Origin of the sequence: Phenylobacterium sp. (assembly GCF_037138395.1) — a bacterium.
Lineage (GTDB): Bacteria > Pseudomonadota > Alphaproteobacteria > Caulobacterales > Caulobacteraceae > Phenylobacterium.
In genome coordinates this window covers 14204-28860 of sequence record NZ_JBAXIM010000011.1, presented here as the reverse complement: position 1 = coordinate 28860, position 14657 = coordinate 14204, and the positions used below count along the sequence as shown (strand labels likewise).

Annotated in this window: 13 protein-coding genes; 6 read left to right on the top strand and 7 right to left on the bottom strand. The window is 68.3% G+C overall.

Features of this window, described 5'->3' with window-relative positions; genetic code table 11:
* Window positions 1-55: 55 nt before the first annotated feature.
* Window positions 56-721, bottom strand: a complete 666-nt coding sequence (locus tag WCJ52_RS01680) for a DUF969 domain-containing protein (protein ID WP_336901556.1) — start codon at window positions 719-721, stop codon at window positions 56-58.
* Window positions 722-840: 119 nt separating this feature from the next.
* On the opposite strand from WCJ52_RS01680, the gene WCJ52_RS01675 reads away from it, so the two are divergent.
* Window positions 841-1536: a glycosyltransferase family protein gene (locus WCJ52_RS01675; protein WP_336901555.1), complete on the top strand. Its 696-nt coding sequence runs from the start codon at window positions 841-843 to the stop codon at window positions 1534-1536.
* Window positions 1537-1542: 6 nt separating this feature from the next.
* On the opposite strand, the gene pseI is transcribed toward WCJ52_RS01675, so the two are convergent.
* From pseI to WCJ52_RS01650, 5 genes are all read right to left on the bottom strand, one after another.
* The gene (gene pseI, locus WCJ52_RS01670; protein ID WP_336901554.1) at window positions 1543-2610 is read right to left on the bottom strand and encodes a pseudaminic acid synthase; all 1068 of its coding nucleotides are present in this window, start codon (window positions 2608-2610) and stop codon (window positions 1543-1545) included.
* A 73-nt stretch (window positions 2611-2683) separates the two neighbouring features.
* On the bottom strand, window positions 2684-3565 hold the full coding sequence (locus WCJ52_RS01665; protein ID WP_336901553.1) for an MBL fold metallo-hydrolase: 882 nt from the start codon (window positions 3563-3565) through the stop codon (window positions 2684-2686).
* Window positions 3566-3592: 27 nt separating this feature from the next.
* A complete protein-coding gene (locus tag WCJ52_RS01660; protein WP_336901552.1) occupies window positions 3593-4648 on the bottom strand; it encodes a 2-oxoacid:ferredoxin oxidoreductase subunit beta in 1056 nt (351 codons plus the stop codon).
* Window positions 4645-6492, bottom strand: a complete 1848-nt coding sequence (locus WCJ52_RS01655; RefSeq protein ID WP_336901551.1) for a 2-oxoacid:acceptor oxidoreductase subunit alpha — start codon at window positions 6490-6492, stop codon at window positions 4645-4647. Before WCJ52_RS01655 ends, WCJ52_RS01660 begins: the two co-directional genes overlap by 4 nt.
* Window positions 6489-8279, bottom strand: coding sequence for an FAD-dependent oxidoreductase (locus tag WCJ52_RS01650; RefSeq protein ID WP_336901550.1), 1791 nt, complete (start codon window positions 8277-8279; stop codon window positions 6489-6491). The genes WCJ52_RS01655 and WCJ52_RS01650 overlap by 4 nt, the downstream gene beginning before the upstream one ends.
* 270 nt (window positions 8280-8549) lie before the next feature.
* Between WCJ52_RS01650 and WCJ52_RS01645 the strand changes: the two genes are divergently transcribed.
* The 5 genes from WCJ52_RS01645 to WCJ52_RS01625 all read left to right on the top strand — a co-directional run bounded on the left by WCJ52_RS01645 (window position 8550) and on the right by WCJ52_RS01625 (window position 13643).
* On the top strand, window positions 8550-8708 hold the full coding sequence (locus tag WCJ52_RS01645; protein ID WP_336901549.1) for a hypothetical protein: 159 nt from the start codon (window positions 8550-8552) through the stop codon (window positions 8706-8708).
* A gap of 112 nt (window positions 8709-8820) precedes the next feature.
* The gene (locus WCJ52_RS01640; protein ID WP_336901548.1) at window positions 8821-9756 is read left to right on the top strand and encodes an aldo/keto reductase; all 936 of its coding nucleotides are present in this window, start codon (window positions 8821-8823) and stop codon (window positions 9754-9756) included.
* Window positions 9753-10799 carry a serine hydrolase gene (locus WCJ52_RS01635; RefSeq protein ID WP_336901547.1) on the top strand — a complete coding sequence of 349 codons (1047 nt, stop codon included), beginning with the start codon at window positions 9753-9755 and terminating at the stop codon, window positions 10797-10799. The genes WCJ52_RS01640 and WCJ52_RS01635 overlap by 4 nt, the downstream gene beginning before the upstream one ends.
* 85 nt (window positions 10800-10884) lie before the next feature.
* Entirely contained in the window at window positions 10885-11376 is a 492-nt protein-coding gene (locus tag WCJ52_RS01630) for a (2Fe-2S)-binding protein (protein WP_336901546.1), read from the top strand.
* On the top strand, window positions 11373-13643 hold the full coding sequence (locus tag WCJ52_RS01625; protein ID WP_336901545.1) for a molybdopterin cofactor-binding domain-containing protein: 2271 nt from the start codon (window positions 11373-11375) through the stop codon (window positions 13641-13643). The genes WCJ52_RS01630 and WCJ52_RS01625 overlap by 4 nt, the downstream gene beginning before the upstream one ends.
* Window positions 13644-13653: 10 nt before the next feature.
* Here WCJ52_RS01625 and WCJ52_RS01620 read toward each other — a convergent pair whose 3' ends face one another.
* Complete coding sequence (locus tag WCJ52_RS01620) at window positions 13654-14637, bottom strand: YafY family protein (protein WP_336901544.1); 984 nt, start codon at window positions 14635-14637, stop codon at window positions 13654-13656.
* Between the last annotated feature and the right edge of the window lie 20 nt (window positions 14638-14657).

Sequence of the window (14657 nt, the reverse complement as noted above, 5' to 3'; positions counted from 1 at the left end):
ACCGCAAAGCCGGCGAAGACGAAGCCCGCGAGGGCGTAGACCTGGGTCAGGCCGATCATGACCGGCCCCTGCCCCGCCCAAAGCCCAGGATCCGCACGCCATGGACCCCAAAGGCGGCGATGGCTGTGGGAATGGCCCAGACCGACAGGTGCAGGGGCTCAACCGTAATCCCGTTCTGCTCCAGGAAACCGACCATCAGGAGGATGGAGCCGATCGCCAGAAAGATGTCCTCGCCAAAGAACAGGCCGATATTGTCGGTCGCCGCCGCGAAGGCCCGCACCCTCTGGGCCTCGGCGGGGGCGACCTCGGCGACGCCCATCTCCACCGCCCGGGCGGCCTCGGCCATGGGGGCGATGATCGGGCGGATGGTCTGGGTCTGGCCGGCGATGGAGGTCAGGCCGAGGGCCGAGGTCGCCTGCCGGAAGAGGAGGTAGGACAGCATCAGCCGGGCGAAGGTCACCGACCTCAGCCGCCCGATCAGGCCGCGCGCAGCCTCCTGCAGCCCGGACCGTTCCAGGACGCCGATGACCGGCAGGATCAGCCAGGCCGCGCTGACATAGCGGTTTTCGTTGAAGGCCTTGCCGAAGGCAGCCAGGACCTCGAGGGGCGACAGTCCGGCGGCCAGGCCCGTGGCCAGGGCCGAGGCCAGGACGACCAGAAGGGGGTTCAGGCCCACGGCAAAGCCGGCCACTACCAGCAGAACGCCCAGAAGCACCAGCATGGGTCCCGCCCCCTTCCCTCGCGCCCACTGTAGACCCGAGTCGCCTGTCGGGTCGCGGGGGTCCCTTGCGCGGGCCCCGCCCCGGTCTATTGATGGGTAGGGCAGTATGGGAGGCCGCCATGGCCACGGCGATTCTTCAGGCGCGGATGAGTTCCAGCCGCCTGCCGGGCAAGGTCCTCAGGCCCCTCCTGGGACAGCCCATGATCCTGCGGCAGATCGAACGCCTGCGCCGCTGCCAGCGGCTCGAGCGGATTGTCGTGGCCACCAGCGAAGCCCCGTCCGACGACATCCTGGTCGAGGTCCTGGCCGAGGCCGGGGTCGAGACCGCCCGCGGCCCCCTTGAGGACGTCCTGGGCCGCTTCATCCAGGTGATGGACACCCTGGGCCTGGAGGGCGACCTGGTGCGGCTGACCGCCGATTGCCCTCTGGCGGACCCGGTGGTGATCGACGCCGGCGTCGAAATGAGGACGCAGGGCGGGTTCGACTATGTCTCGAACGGTCAGGTGCGCACCTGGCCCCGAGGGCTGGACGTCGAGGTCTTCACCTCACAGGCCCTGAGGCGGGCGCACGCCGAGGCGAGGTCGGCCTATGACCGGGAGCATGTGACCCCCTGGCTCTATGGCCCCGGCTCACCCTTCCGCCGGGGCGACCTGGTCCAGGACCGGGATGACAGCGCCCTGCGTTGGACGGTGGACCTGCCCGAGGACTTCAGCTTCGTGGAGCGGGTCTATGCCGCACTCTACCCCGCCAATGCGGCCTTCACCTCGGCGGAGATCCTGGCCCTGCCTTTTTCGCGCCGGGAGACCGACGTCTGAGGCAATTCAGGCGGGGGCGCCGCCCTCGACCATGGACCAGTCCAGGGGCTCGCCGAAGGGAATGTCCCGGGTCGCCCTTTGGCCCACCACGGCGTCGAGGTGCTTGGGGGGCAGGCCCTGGCCAGGCCGGACCGATCGCACATTCGCCGCCGAGAAGGCCTCGCCCTTGCGGACTGGCGCGCTGACATAGAGGGACCGGCGCATGCTGGCGCTCCCCGCCTCGGCCTCGCCGGGGCCATAGGCGATATGGCCCAGGGCCTCCCAGGCGCCCCGGCAGCTGCGGACGAGGTCGGCCAGTTCGGCAGGTTCCAGGGAGAAGGCGGAATCGACCCCGCCCGCGGCCCGGCTGAGGGTGAAGTGCTTCTCGATGAAGACCGCCCCCAGGGCCACCGCAGCCACGGAGGCCGCCGTTCCGAGGGTATGGTCGGACAGGCCGGTCATCACCCCGAAGCGCTTAGCCATGTCTGCCAGGGTGGCCAGGTTCATGCTCGACATGGGCGCTGGGTAGGCGCTCGTGCAGTGCAGGACGATCAGGTCCTTGGCCCCCGCCCCGCGGGCGGCCTCCACTGCTTCGGCGATCTCGACCTCGGACGCCATGCCTGTCGACATGACCAGGGGCCGGCCGGTCGCGGCGCACCGGCGGATCAGGGGCAGGTCCACCAGCTCAAAGGAGGCGATCTTGTAGGCGGGAGCGCCGAGGTCCTCGAGCAGGTCAACGGCCGTGAAGTCGAAGGGCGAGGAGAACAGGGTCACACCCACCCTGCGGGCCTGCTCGAACAGGGGCGCGTGCCAGTCCCAAGGCGTGTGGGCCTCGGCATAGAGCTCGTGGAGGCGACGGCCATCCCAAAGGCCGCCCTGGATGCGGAAACCGGGCCCGTCATGGTCGAGAGTGATGGTGTCGGCGGTGTAGGTCTGGATCTTGACGGCGTCGGCACCCGCCTCGGCCGCCGCCGTGATCAGGTCCAGGGCGCGCTGGATATCGCCATTATGGTTGCCCGACATCTCGGCCACCACATAGGGCGGCTGGCCGGGCCCGATGGGCCTGCCGGCGATGTGGGCCAGTGTCTGGCTCATCGGATCACCCCGGGGGTTCTGCACGCGAATCGCCCGACGAATATGGGGCTCAGGCCGTCCCGGGACCAGCCTGTCAGGCGTCTGGGGGTTCCGAGGGCGCACCCTCGAAGCGGAAGGCGTCCCCGTCCCTGCGGACAAGACCCGCCGTCGGCGCCGCAAAGTGGGTGCCGATGACCAGGACCGGCTGCTCCGCTGTGCTCTCAAAGATGCTGCGGCGCATGACGGCCGAGGCCACGGGGTCACTGTCGGAGGGCGACGACCACTCCGGATGCGCAAGCTGGCAGGGATGGTGGACCATGTCGCCGGTGATCAGGCCCACCTCGCCGGCAGACTCGATCCGGACGCTGACATGGCCGGGCGTGTGGCCGGGGGTCGGGACCAGCCGGATTTCGGGGGAAATAACGTGATCCATCTCGACCAGGTCGACCAGCCCAGCATCAAAGACCGGGCGGATGGAGTCGGACAGGATGACCTGCTGCTCGTCGTCGCCGTCGGCGCTCCAGTGATCGTATTCCTGGCGACCGATCAGGTAACGGGCCTTGGGGAAGGTCGGGACCCAACGATCGCCCTCGCGCATCGTGTTCCAGCCGACATGGTCCACATGCAGGTGGGTGCAGACCACGGCGTCGACGCTGTCCCGGGCCCAGCCTGTCGCTTCGAAGGCCTGGAGGAAGCCGGTGGACAGGGACTGCCCCCCGACCAGGCGGCGGGGCCGGTCATTACCGATGCAGGTGTCCACAACCAGGCGAAGGCCGGGTGCCTCGACCAGGAGGGCGTGGATGGACAGGCGAAGGTGGCCCTCTGGCGTCACATAGTGTGGCGCAAGCCAGGGGATGGCCGCCAGGGCCTCGGGAGTGGCCTCCTTCAGGAAGGCTCGCTTGGGGTTGTAGGGAACCGGTATCTCCATCTCGACGACACGGGTCACCGTCACGTCGCCAATCCGCCAGCTGAGCATGTCCGCCCTCCCCGTCTTCGACCCCGACTAGCGCAGGCCCGCGTTGATCTGATCGAGCGCCGACTGTCCCGGCACCAGCTCGGCGTCAGACAGGCTGTTCAGCGGACGGTCGGTGGTGCCCAGGGCGCCGTGCAGGTCGCCGGGCTCCGGGTTGACGTACAAGAGGCCGGTCACGATCTCCCCCGCGGCCTGGCGCTCGGCCAGGTAGGACAGGGCCGCGATCCGGTCGGTGGGATCGTAATGCGCGGACAGCTTGTGCAGGGACAGGACGGAACCGTCGTGCTGGGTCACCGAGATGGTCGTCCCGGGCTCGTAGTCGACCTCGATGGGCTTGCGGTCAGAAATCAAGTCGAGCCGGTTCACGGCCTCGTTGTGCTCCCGGACATAGTCGTAGCTCTTGGTCGAGCCCGCGTGGTTGTTGAACTGGACGCAGGGGCTGAGGGTGTCGATGAAGGCCGGGCCGGGATGGCGGATGGCGGCCTTGATCAGGGGTACCAGCTGGGCCTTGTCACCCGAGAAGGACCTGCCCACGAAGGTCGCACCCAGCTGAAGGGCGAGGCTGACCATGTCGATGGCGGAGTCATGATTGACCACCCCGCGCTTGGACTTGGACCCGCGGTCTGAGGTGGCCGAGAACTGGCCCTTGGTCAGTCCGTACACGCCATTGTTCTCGACGATGTAGGTCATGTTCACGCCACGCCGGATGGCGTGGGCAAACTGGCCGAGGCCGATGGAGGCGGAGTCGCCGTCGCCGGAGACGCCCAGATAGATCAGCTCGCGATTGGCCAGGTTGGCGCCGGTCAGGACCGAGGGCATCCGGCCATGGACGGTATTGAATCCATGCGAATTGCCCAGGAAATAGTCCGGCGTCTTGGATGAGCATCCGATGCCCGAGAGCTTGGCCACCCGGTGGGGAGGCAGGTCGAGCTCATACGCCGCCTGGATGATGGCCGACGAAATGGAATCGTGCCCGCAACCGGCGCAGAGGGTCGAGACCGACCCCTCATAGTCCCGGCGCAGGAAGCCGAGGGCGTTGGGCGCCAGGGCCGGGTGATGCAGCTTGGGCTTGGCGATGTAGGTCATTCGGCGGCCTCCCGGAGGGGGCGCGAGCCCGGCGGCTGGGTTGCATCCATCAGGCTGGAGATGGAGGCGACGATGAAGCGGGCAGTGATCGGCGTGCCGTCATAGTGCAGGATCGGGACGAGCCGGTAGGGATCGCCCCCGTTCTCCGCCATCAGCAGGGTGCGCAGCTGGGCGTCGCGGTTCTGCTCGATCACGAAGATGCGGTCATGCGAGGCCAGGAAGTCGTCCACCTCCGAGGAGAAGGGGAACCCGCGGACGCGAAGGGCGTCCAGCTGCCGGCCCTGGCTCTCAAACAGGCTGAGGGCCTCGTGCATGGCCGGGCCGGTGGAGCCGTAATAGATCACCCCGTCCCGCGTGGGGGCGCTAGCCGGGTGCAGCTCCGGGGCCGGGATCAGGGACTTGGCGGTCTCGAACTTGCGCAGCAGGCGCTGGACGTTGTCCACATAGACCGATCCCTCTTCCGAGTACCGGGCGTAGGGATTGCGGGAGGTGCCGCGGGTGAAATAGCCGCCCTTGGTCGGGTGGACGCCGGGATAGGTCCGGTAGGGGATCCCGTCGCCGTCCACGTCGAGGTAGCGGCCAAAGTCCCGGCCCGCCTCAAGCTCGTCATGGGTCATGACCTTGCCGCGATCCATCCGGCGCGTGTCATCCCAGCTGAAGGGCTCGGTCAGCCATTCGTTCATGCCCATGTCGAGGTCGAGCATGACGAAGACGGTGGTCTGCAGGCGGTCCGCCAGGTCGAAGGCCAGGGCACCGAAGGTGAAACACTCGCCCGGGTCCATCGGCAGCAACATGGGGTGCTTGGTATCCCCATGGCTGGCATAGGCGGCCCCGATCAGGTCGGACTGCTGGGTGCGGGTCGGCATGCCCGTGGAAGGACCGCCCCGCTGGACGTCGAAGATCACCGCAGGGATCTCGGCGAAGTAGGACAGGCCGATGAACTCGGTCATCAGGGAGATGCCCGGGCCTGAGGTACAGGTAAAGGCACGGGCACCGTTCCACCCCGCGCCGATGACCACCCCGATGGAGGCGATCTCATCCTCGGCCTGGACGATGGCGAAGTTGGCCTTGCCACTCACCGGATCGATCCGCAGGTCCTGGCAATAGCTGGTGAAGGCCTCGGCCAGGGAGGTCGAGGGCGTGATCGGATACCAGGCGCAGACCGTGGCACCGCCATAGATGGCGCCGAGGCCGGCGGCCTGGTTGCCTTCGATGAAGATCCGGTCGCCGACGGCGTTGGCCCTGCGGACCTGGAGGCCCAGGGGACCCATGTTGTCGGCCACCCAGTCCCGGCCCATGTGCAGGGCGGCGACATTGGCCTTGATCAGCCGGTCCCGTCCCTCGAACTGCTCTGCGAGCAGGGTTTCGATCACGTCGATCTCAATACCCAGCAGGGAGGCGACGGCGCCGACATAGATGATGTTCTTGAACAGTTGCCGCTCGCGGGCCGCCGTGTAGGCGGCGTTGCAGATGGCGGTCAGGGGCACGCCTACCACCGTGATATCGGTCCGGAACCTGGAGGCCGGCATGGGCTTGGTGGAATCGTAGAACAGGTAGCCGCCCGGCTCGATCTCGGCGACGTCCTTGTCCCAGGTCTGGGGGTTCATCGCGACCATGAGGTCGACGCCGCCGCGGCGGCCCAGGTGTCCGGCCTCGGTGACCCGGACCTCGAACCAGGTGGGCAGGCCCTGGATGTTCGAGGGGAAGATATTGCGCACCGCGACCGGCACGCCCATCCGCAGGACGGCCTTGGCAAACATGGAGTTGGCGCTGGCCGATCCCGATCCATTGACGTTGGCGAACTTGACAACGAAGTCGTTGATGGCGGCGAGGGGTGTGGTCATGCGGCGCCTCCCATCTGATCGGCGTGGGTCATTTCCAGGGTGAACCTTTGCATGTCCCAGGCCCCGGTCGGGCACCGTTCGGCGCAGAGGCCACAGTGCAGGCAGACGTCCTCGTCCTTGACCATGACCCGACCGGTCGGCAGGCCGCCGGACACCAGGAGGTCCTGGTCGAGGTTCAGGGCCGGCGCCATCAGGCGTTGCCTTAGGTCAGCCTCCTCGCCGTCCTCGGTGAAGGTGATGCAGTCGACGGGGCAGATGTCGACGCAGGCGTCGCACTCTATGCAAAGGTCGTCGGCGAAGACGGTCTGCACATCGCAGTTCAGGCACCTCTGGGCCTCGGCGAGGCCAAGCCGGGTATCGAATCCAAGTTCGACCTCGACCCGCACGTTCTTCAGCGCTGCAGCCTTGTCGAGCATGGGCACCTTGTGCCGGTAGTCGAGGGAGACGTCGTTGTCATAGCTCCACTCGTGGATACCCATCTTCTGGGAGACGAGGGAGAAGCCCGGAGGCGGCCGGTCATGGACGTCCTCGCCCATGCAGTGGCGATGGATGGAAACCGCGGCGTCGTGGCCGTGCGCCACCGCCCAGATGATGTTCTTGGGCCCGAAGGCAGCGTCGCCCCCGAAGAACACGCCCTTGCGGGTGGCTTCGAAGGTGATCGGGTTGACCTCGGGCATGTCCCAGCGGTCGAAATCCAGCCCGATGTCGCGCTCGATCCAGGGGAAGGCGTTTTCCTGGCCGACGGCGACCAGGACGTCATCGCATTCGTGATGCTCGTCGGGCTCGCCCGAGGACACGAGGTTGCGGCGACCCTTGTCGTCGTACTCGGCCCGGACAATCTCGAAGGTCACGCCGGTCAGGCGGCCGTTCTCATGGGTGAAGGCCTTGGGGACGCGGAAGTTGAGGATGGGAATATCCTCGTGCATCGCGTCTTCCTTTTCCCAGGGGCTGGCCTTCATTTCCTCGAAGCCCGACCGGACGACGACCTTGACCTCCTCACCACCCAGGCGGCGGGAGGTGCGGCAGCAGTCCATGGCGGTGTTGCCGCCGCCGAGGACGATGACCCGCCGGCCGATCTTCTCGATGTGGCCGAAGGACACGCTCGACAGCCAATCGATCCCGATATGGACGTTGGCGGTGGTCTCCTCGCGGCCCGGGATGTCGAGGTCCCGGCCGCGGGGCGCGCCGGAGCCGACGAAGACTGCGTCGTAGCCCTCGGCCAGAAGGGCCTTGAGGCTGTCGATCCGATGGCCAAGGCGAAGCTCGACACCCCCGAGGCGGGTGACGTAGCCCACCTCCTCATCAATGACCTCCTCGGGGAGGCGGAAACGGGGGATCTGGCTGCGGATCATCCCGCCCGAACGGGGCTCACCGTCGAACAGGACGAGTTCATAGCCAAGGGGGGCAAGGTCCCGCGCCACCGTGAGCGAGGCGGGGCCGCTGCCGATCAGGGCCACGCGCTTGCCATTCCGCTTGGCAGCGATCGGCGGCATCAGGGGCACGACGTCGGCCTTGTTGTCGGCGGCCACGCGCTTTAGCCGGCAGATGGCGACGGGCTCGTCCTCCACCCGGACACGCCGGCAGGCGGGCTCGCAGGGGCGGTCGCAGGTGCGTCCGAGAACGCCGGGAAAGACGTTCGACTTCCAGTTGACCATGTAGGCGTCATCGTACCGGCCATCGGCGATCAGGCGGATGTATTCCGGTACGGGCGTGTGAGCAGGACAGGCCCACTGGCAGTCGACTACCTTGTGATAGTAGTCGGGACCCTCGGTACGCGTTGGTTGCAAGACCCGTTTCCTCCCTGGTCGCCCAGATAGACGGAGCCCAGTCCGATTCCGGATCCGAGGCCTGCGCCATCCCACTTTTCGGGCGTTGGGCCTATTCTTAGTGAGGCTCGACGGGCAAGACCAGACGTCTTCAAACGCGAGTGGGCGATTTGGCTAGAAGCCGCCGCAAAGGACAGCCGGTCAATTGTGCGTGAGAGTCCCGCCCCGGGGCTTGGCGGGAAAAGGTTAACGGCCCTTAACTTGTGCCTTCGTAATATGACGGAGGTCGCCATGAATTACCGGCCCTGGTTTGCGCCCCTTGAGACCGAAGATGAAGACAACGCCTTCGGTGATCGCGAAGCCGCCTCCACCATCGATTTCGAGGCCGTCAATCTGCGCCGTGCCGCCGTCGAAAGCTCAGAGACCCTGAGGCTGATCCGGGCGATCTGACGTCGGACGCCGATCCTTCCGCCCTCGGGAAGCGACCCCTGCGCGCAGGCTGGCGCAGGGCCGAAGGCTGGCCTAGCATCAACGGCATGTCGGGCAGTTTCGGGAGGACGGAATGCAACTTCGCAATCTGGGGGTAAGCGGGCTCAAGGTCAGCATTATCGGGCTGGGCTGCAACAATTTCGGCATGCGCATCGACCAGGCCCAGACCCGGATGGTGGTCGACGCAGCCCTGGACTGCGGCGTCAACTTCTTTGACACGGCCGACATTTACGGCGGCTCAAAGTCAGAGGTCTTCCTCGGCGACGCCCTGAAGGGCAGGCGGGACAAGGCCGTCCTGGCCACCAAGTTCGCCAACCCGATGGGCGAGGGGGCCTATCTGCGGGGCGGCGCGCGGCGCTACATCGTCAAGGCCGTCGAGGACAGTCTGAAGCGCCTGAACACGGACCACATCGACCTCTACCAGATGCATGTGCCGGATGCGGACACGCCCATCGACGAGACCCTGCGGGCCTTGGACGACCTCGTCCGTTCCGGCAAGGTGCTCTATATCGGCAATTCCAACTTCTCGGGTTGGCAGATCGCCGACGCCGACTGGACCGCCCGGACCGGGGGCCTCGAGCGCTTCGTCTCCGCCCAGAACAATTTCAGCCTGCTGGAGCGGGGCGTGGAGCGCGAGGTCCTGCCGGCCTGCGAGCGCTTCGGCCTTGGCCTCCTGCCCTTCTTTCCCCTCGCCAGCGGCTTCCTAACCGGCAAGTACCCGCGCGGCGAGGCGCCCCGGCAGGGCACCCGCCTGGCAGCCTGGGGGGCGCGGGGCGCAGCGGTCCTGAGCGACCGGAACTTCGACAGGCTCGAGGCGCTGGAAGCCTGGGCCGAGCAGCGTGGACGGGGGATCCTCGACCTTGCCTTCGCCTGGCTCCTCGGGCACCCGGCGGTGAGCTCGGTCATCGCCGGCGCGACGACCGCAGAGCAGGTGCTGGCCAATGCGCGCTGCGCCGAGTGGATCCTCACCCCTGAGGAGGTCGTGGAAGTCCGGGCCCTGGTCTCATGAGCGGCAAGGCCCAGGCGGGCACCCTACCCCCGCTTCCGTCCCAGCCCGCCGGCGTTCCCTGGCCCACGTCGGACTGGCCCGGCGGTGAGCTTCCCGGGTCGGTGGACCGCGAGCGCCTGGAGGCCCACCTCGAACGCGGCTTCAGGGACTTCGACGAGACCCATGCCGTCGTAGTGGTCCAGGGCGGGCGCCTCCTGCTGGAGCGCTACGGCCCCGAGCATGGCCCCGACGTCACCTGCCAGTCCTGGTCCAAGGCCAAGAGCCTCACCCATGCCCTGGTGGGGATCGTCGTCGGCGACGGCCGGCTGGACATTTCCGACCCGGCCCCCGTCGCAGAATGGCGGACACCCCAAGATCCTCGGGGCGCAATCACGACGGACCAGCTGCTGCGCATGTCGAGCGGGCTAAAGTTCGACGAGGTCTACGAGGTGGACAAGCCCTCGGACACCATCGAGATGATGTGGGGCTCGGGGAAGGACAGCGTCGCCCACTACGCGGCTGACCAGCCCCTGATCCATCCGCCCGGGACCGTTTTCAGCTATTCCTCCGGGACGACGAATATCATCTGCAGGATCCTCGCCGACATGACCGGCCTCAGGGGAGAGGCCTTCGGTGGCTTCATGCGCGAGCGCCTCTTCGAGCCCCTCGGCATGAAGACTCCGATCCCCAGGTTCGACCCCGCCGGGACCTTCATCGGCTCGTCCTTCTGCTTTACGAGCGCCCGGGATTTTGCGCGCTTCGGCCTCCTCTACCTGCGCGATGGGGTCTGGGACGGGCAGCGGCTTCTTCCCCAAGGTTGGGTGGACTATGCCCGCACGCCGACCTTCCAGCAGCCCGGCGTCACGGACGGCCGCTACGGCGCCCACTGGTGGCTGGACCTGGGCGGGCCGGGCTCTTTTTCCGCCAACGGGCATGAGGGCCAGTTCACTGTCCTGGTACCAGACCTGGACCTGATCGTGGTGCGCCATGGCCGGACGTCGACCGACAAGAAGGACGCCGTGAAGGCCTGGGTCGGCGACCTGGTCAGCCTCTTCCGGACCTGACCCCTCGGGCGGGGACTGGACAGAGGCCGAAGCCGGGCGCAGCGTGACCTGAGGGACGGAAACTCCAGGAAAAGGGGCTCTCGCCATGGCGAAGTTCAGGGTCAACGGACGACAGGTCGAGGCCTCCGGGCCCGAGGACTCTCCCCTCCTTTGGGTCCTACGCGATGAGCTTGGCCTGACCGGGACCAAGTTCGGCTGCGGGGTGGGGCAATGCGGTGCCTGTACGGTGCACGTGGGCGGCCAGGCCGTCCGGTCCTGCCTGACGCCGGTGAGCGCGGTCGAGGGCCTGGAGATCACCACCATCGAGGGGCTGGGTGCCGGCGGGGTCCATCCCGTCCAGGCGGCCTGGGTCGAGGCCCAGGCACCCCAGTGCGGGTACTGCCAGTCCGGCCAGATCATGCAGGCCGCGGCCCTGCTGTCGGCCAACCCGAATCCCAGCGACGCCGAGATCGAGGTCGCCATGAACGGCAACCTCTGCCGCTGCATGGCCTATGTCCGCATCCGCAAGGCCGTGAAGCTGGCCGCCGCCAAGCCCCGGCGCAAGGCTGCGGTGCGTGCAGCGGAGGTCCGCTCATGAGTACCCAGGGCCTTCGCTCTCCCGACCGCCGCCGCTTCCTGATCGCTGCAGGCGCTGCGGGCGCAGCCTTCGGCTTCGCCGCTGCCGCTGACGCCGCCGTCTCCCTCGGCCCCTTTGCCGGGACGCCTGCCTTCGAGCCCACCCTCTGGTACGCCATCGACGCGCGCGGCGTGGTGACGGTCAATGTCGTCCGGGCCGAGATGGGCCAGCACGTCGGTACCGCCCTGGCCCGCATCGTCGCCGACGAGCTTGAGGCCGACTGGGACAAGGTCCGCATCGTCCACGTGGACACCGATCCCAAGTGGGGCCTGATGGTCACCGGCGGTTCCTGGTCGGTCTGGCAGAGCTATCCCATGCTCAGCCAGGCGGGCGCGGCCGGACGCATCGCCCTTATCGAGGCGGGGGCAAAGATCCTCGGTGTTCCCGTGTCGTCCTGCATCGCCCGCAAGGGCGCCGTCTTCGCCGGCAAGCGCTCGGTCAGCTACGGCGACATCGTCGCCGCCGGCGGACTGCGCGGCGGCTTCACCGACAAGGAGCTGGCCGCCCTTCCCATTAAGCCGGCGGCTGACAGGCGCCTGATCGGCGGGGAATTCCAGGCCCGCGACATCCCGGCCAAGACCGACGGGTCGGCAGTGTTCGGCCTGGATGCGAAAATGGCGGGGATGGTCTACGCCCGGCCCGTTATCCCGCCGACGCGGAACGAGTCCAAGGTCGTCTCTGTCGACGAGTCCGGTGCCCGGGGCGTCCCTGGCTATCGCGGCCACCTCGTTCTCGACGACCCGTCCGGGACCGTGCCGGGATGGGTGGTGGCCCTCGGCGACAGCTTCATCGCCGCCGACCGCGCAGTCCGGGCCCTCAAGGTGACCTGGGAGAACGGTCCGACGGCGAAGGTCTCGGACGCCGACCTCGAGGCCCGGGGCCGGGCCCTGATCAACGACGCGGCCGCGGGCTCCCTGGTGGTGAACGACCCGGGTGTCGACGCCGCCTTTTCGGGCGCGAAGTCCCGGCTGGAGGCGGAGTACACCACAGACGCCGCCCTGCACTTCCAGATGGAGCCCCTGAACGCCCTGGCCTTCGAGCGGAATGGCATCTTCGAGATCCACACCGGCAACCAGTGGCAGTCCCTGATCTTGCCGACCCTGGCCAAGGCCCTGGGCCGGCCCGAGACCGGCATCGTCATGAAGACCTACCTGTTGGGCGGGGGCTTCGGCCGGCGACTGAACGGCGACTATGCGGTGCCCGCGGCCCTGGCCTCCAAGGCCCTGGGCAAGCCGGTCAAGCTGGTCTTCACCCGGGAGGATGACACCCTCTTCGACAGCTTCCGCTCGCCCTCTGTCCAAAGAGTACGGATGGCCTTCGGCGAGGGGGGCCGCGTGACGGCCATGGACCACGCCGCCGCCGCCGGCTGGCCCACTGAGGTCATGGCGCCCTTCTTCATGCCCAAGGGCGCCAATGACCGGCCCTACGATCCCTTCGCGATCAACGGCGCCAACCATTGGTACAACGTTGGCACCCACCGGGTGCGGGCCCTGTCGAACGACCTGGCCAACCGCGCCTTCCGGCCGGGCTGGCTGCGCTCGGTGGGACCCGGCTGGACCAACTGGGCCGTGGAAAGCGCCATGGACGAGGCCGCCCACGCCACCGGCCAGGACCCCCTCGCCTTTCGCCTGAAGATGCTGGACGGCGCAGGCCGCAATGCAGGCATCGCGCCAAGTTCCGTTGGTGGGGCGAAACGTCAGGCCGCCGTGCTCTCCCGCGTGGCCAAGGCGGCGGGCTGGGGCGGAAAGCTGCCGGCAGGCGTCGGCCTCGGCCTCGCCACCAGCTTCGGCCAGGACCGGGACATGCCCACCTGGACCGCCTGCGCGGCCCGGGTCCGGGTCGACCGGAAGACCGGCGAGGTCAGGGTCGAGAAGCTCCAACTCGTCGTGGACGCTGGCGCCATCATCCATCCGGACGGGGCCCTGGCCCAGGTGGAGGGTGCCGCCCTCTGGGGCCTGAGCCTGGCCCTGCACGAGGGCGCAACCTTCCGGGACGGCCGCATCCAGGAGACCAACCTGGGCGCCTACACGCCGCTCCGGATGAGCGATGTTCCGGACCTGGAGATCGAGTTTGTCGACAGCGACCATGCGCCAGTGGGCCTGGGCGAGCCGGCGACCACCGTGGTGGGGCCGGCGATCGGCAACGCCATCTTCAATGCCGTGGGGGCCCGGGTCCGGCGCCTCCCGATCCGGCCCGAGGCGGTGCTGGCGGCCCTGAAGTCCACCTGAGGCGGGGACGTCAGGGTACCCCGTGCGCCCTGGTGGCCGCCGACAGCTCCTCGGCCATCTGCGCCCGGAGCCGTTCCGGGGCCAGGATTCGGATGCTGTCCCCCCAGGTGAAGAGGTGCCAGGCCAGCTCGCGCATGCCGGCGGCGCGGAAACGCGCGATGACCGAGCCGTCCGCCTGGGGCTCTAGGACCTGGGTGGCGTGGAAGCGCCAGCCGAGGGCCTCCTCCGCCCCATGGGGCAGGATGTGGAGAACCACGTCTTCAACCGCGTCCTGGTAGATGCCGAAGCTGCGCGAGGCGTAGGCCGCCAGGGAGAAGTCGGCGGGTCGCGAGCCGGGGATCTGGACCACCCGGATGTCGCGCACCCGGTCCAGTCGCCAGTTCCGGGGCTCGCCCCCCGCACCCTCCGCCGCCACCAGGTAATTCGAGCGCCCGAACAGCAGGCCGTAGGGCGTCACTTCCCGCTCCCGGCCGGGGGTTGAGCCACCATCGTACAGGAAGCGCAGCCGCTGCAGGGAGATGATGGCCTCGCGGACGGCCCCCAGCACCGCCTCGTCCTCGAAGGGACGCGGGCCCGGGTGCACGGCCATGGTCTCGGCCTCAAGCAGGGCCTCCATGTCGGGTGCGAGGCGGCGGCGGACCCCGGCCCGCATGGCCGACAGAACCTTGGTCTCCAGGACGGCGAGAGCCCCCGCCCGGGCGGTGGCACCGGACTGGCGGAAGTGGTCAGCTGCAGCCCTTAGGGCGGCGAACTCCTCGGCGGTCGGGGCCTGGAAAATGCCGTCGAGCCCCGAGGGAATGCGGAACCGCACGGTCGGCGGATCGGCGATCTCTTCCATCTGGGGAAAAGCCTCGCGGACGGCGTCGCGCATCCGCTCGACGGTCCGCCGGGAGACCTGCAGGGCCGCCGCCATTTCGTCCAGGGTCAGGCCTTCCGCAGACGCGGCAAGCCGCCGGGCCAGCTCAAGAAGTCGGGCCGCCTTTTCGTGTCGCATGCCACCCCTGCGAAAAAGTG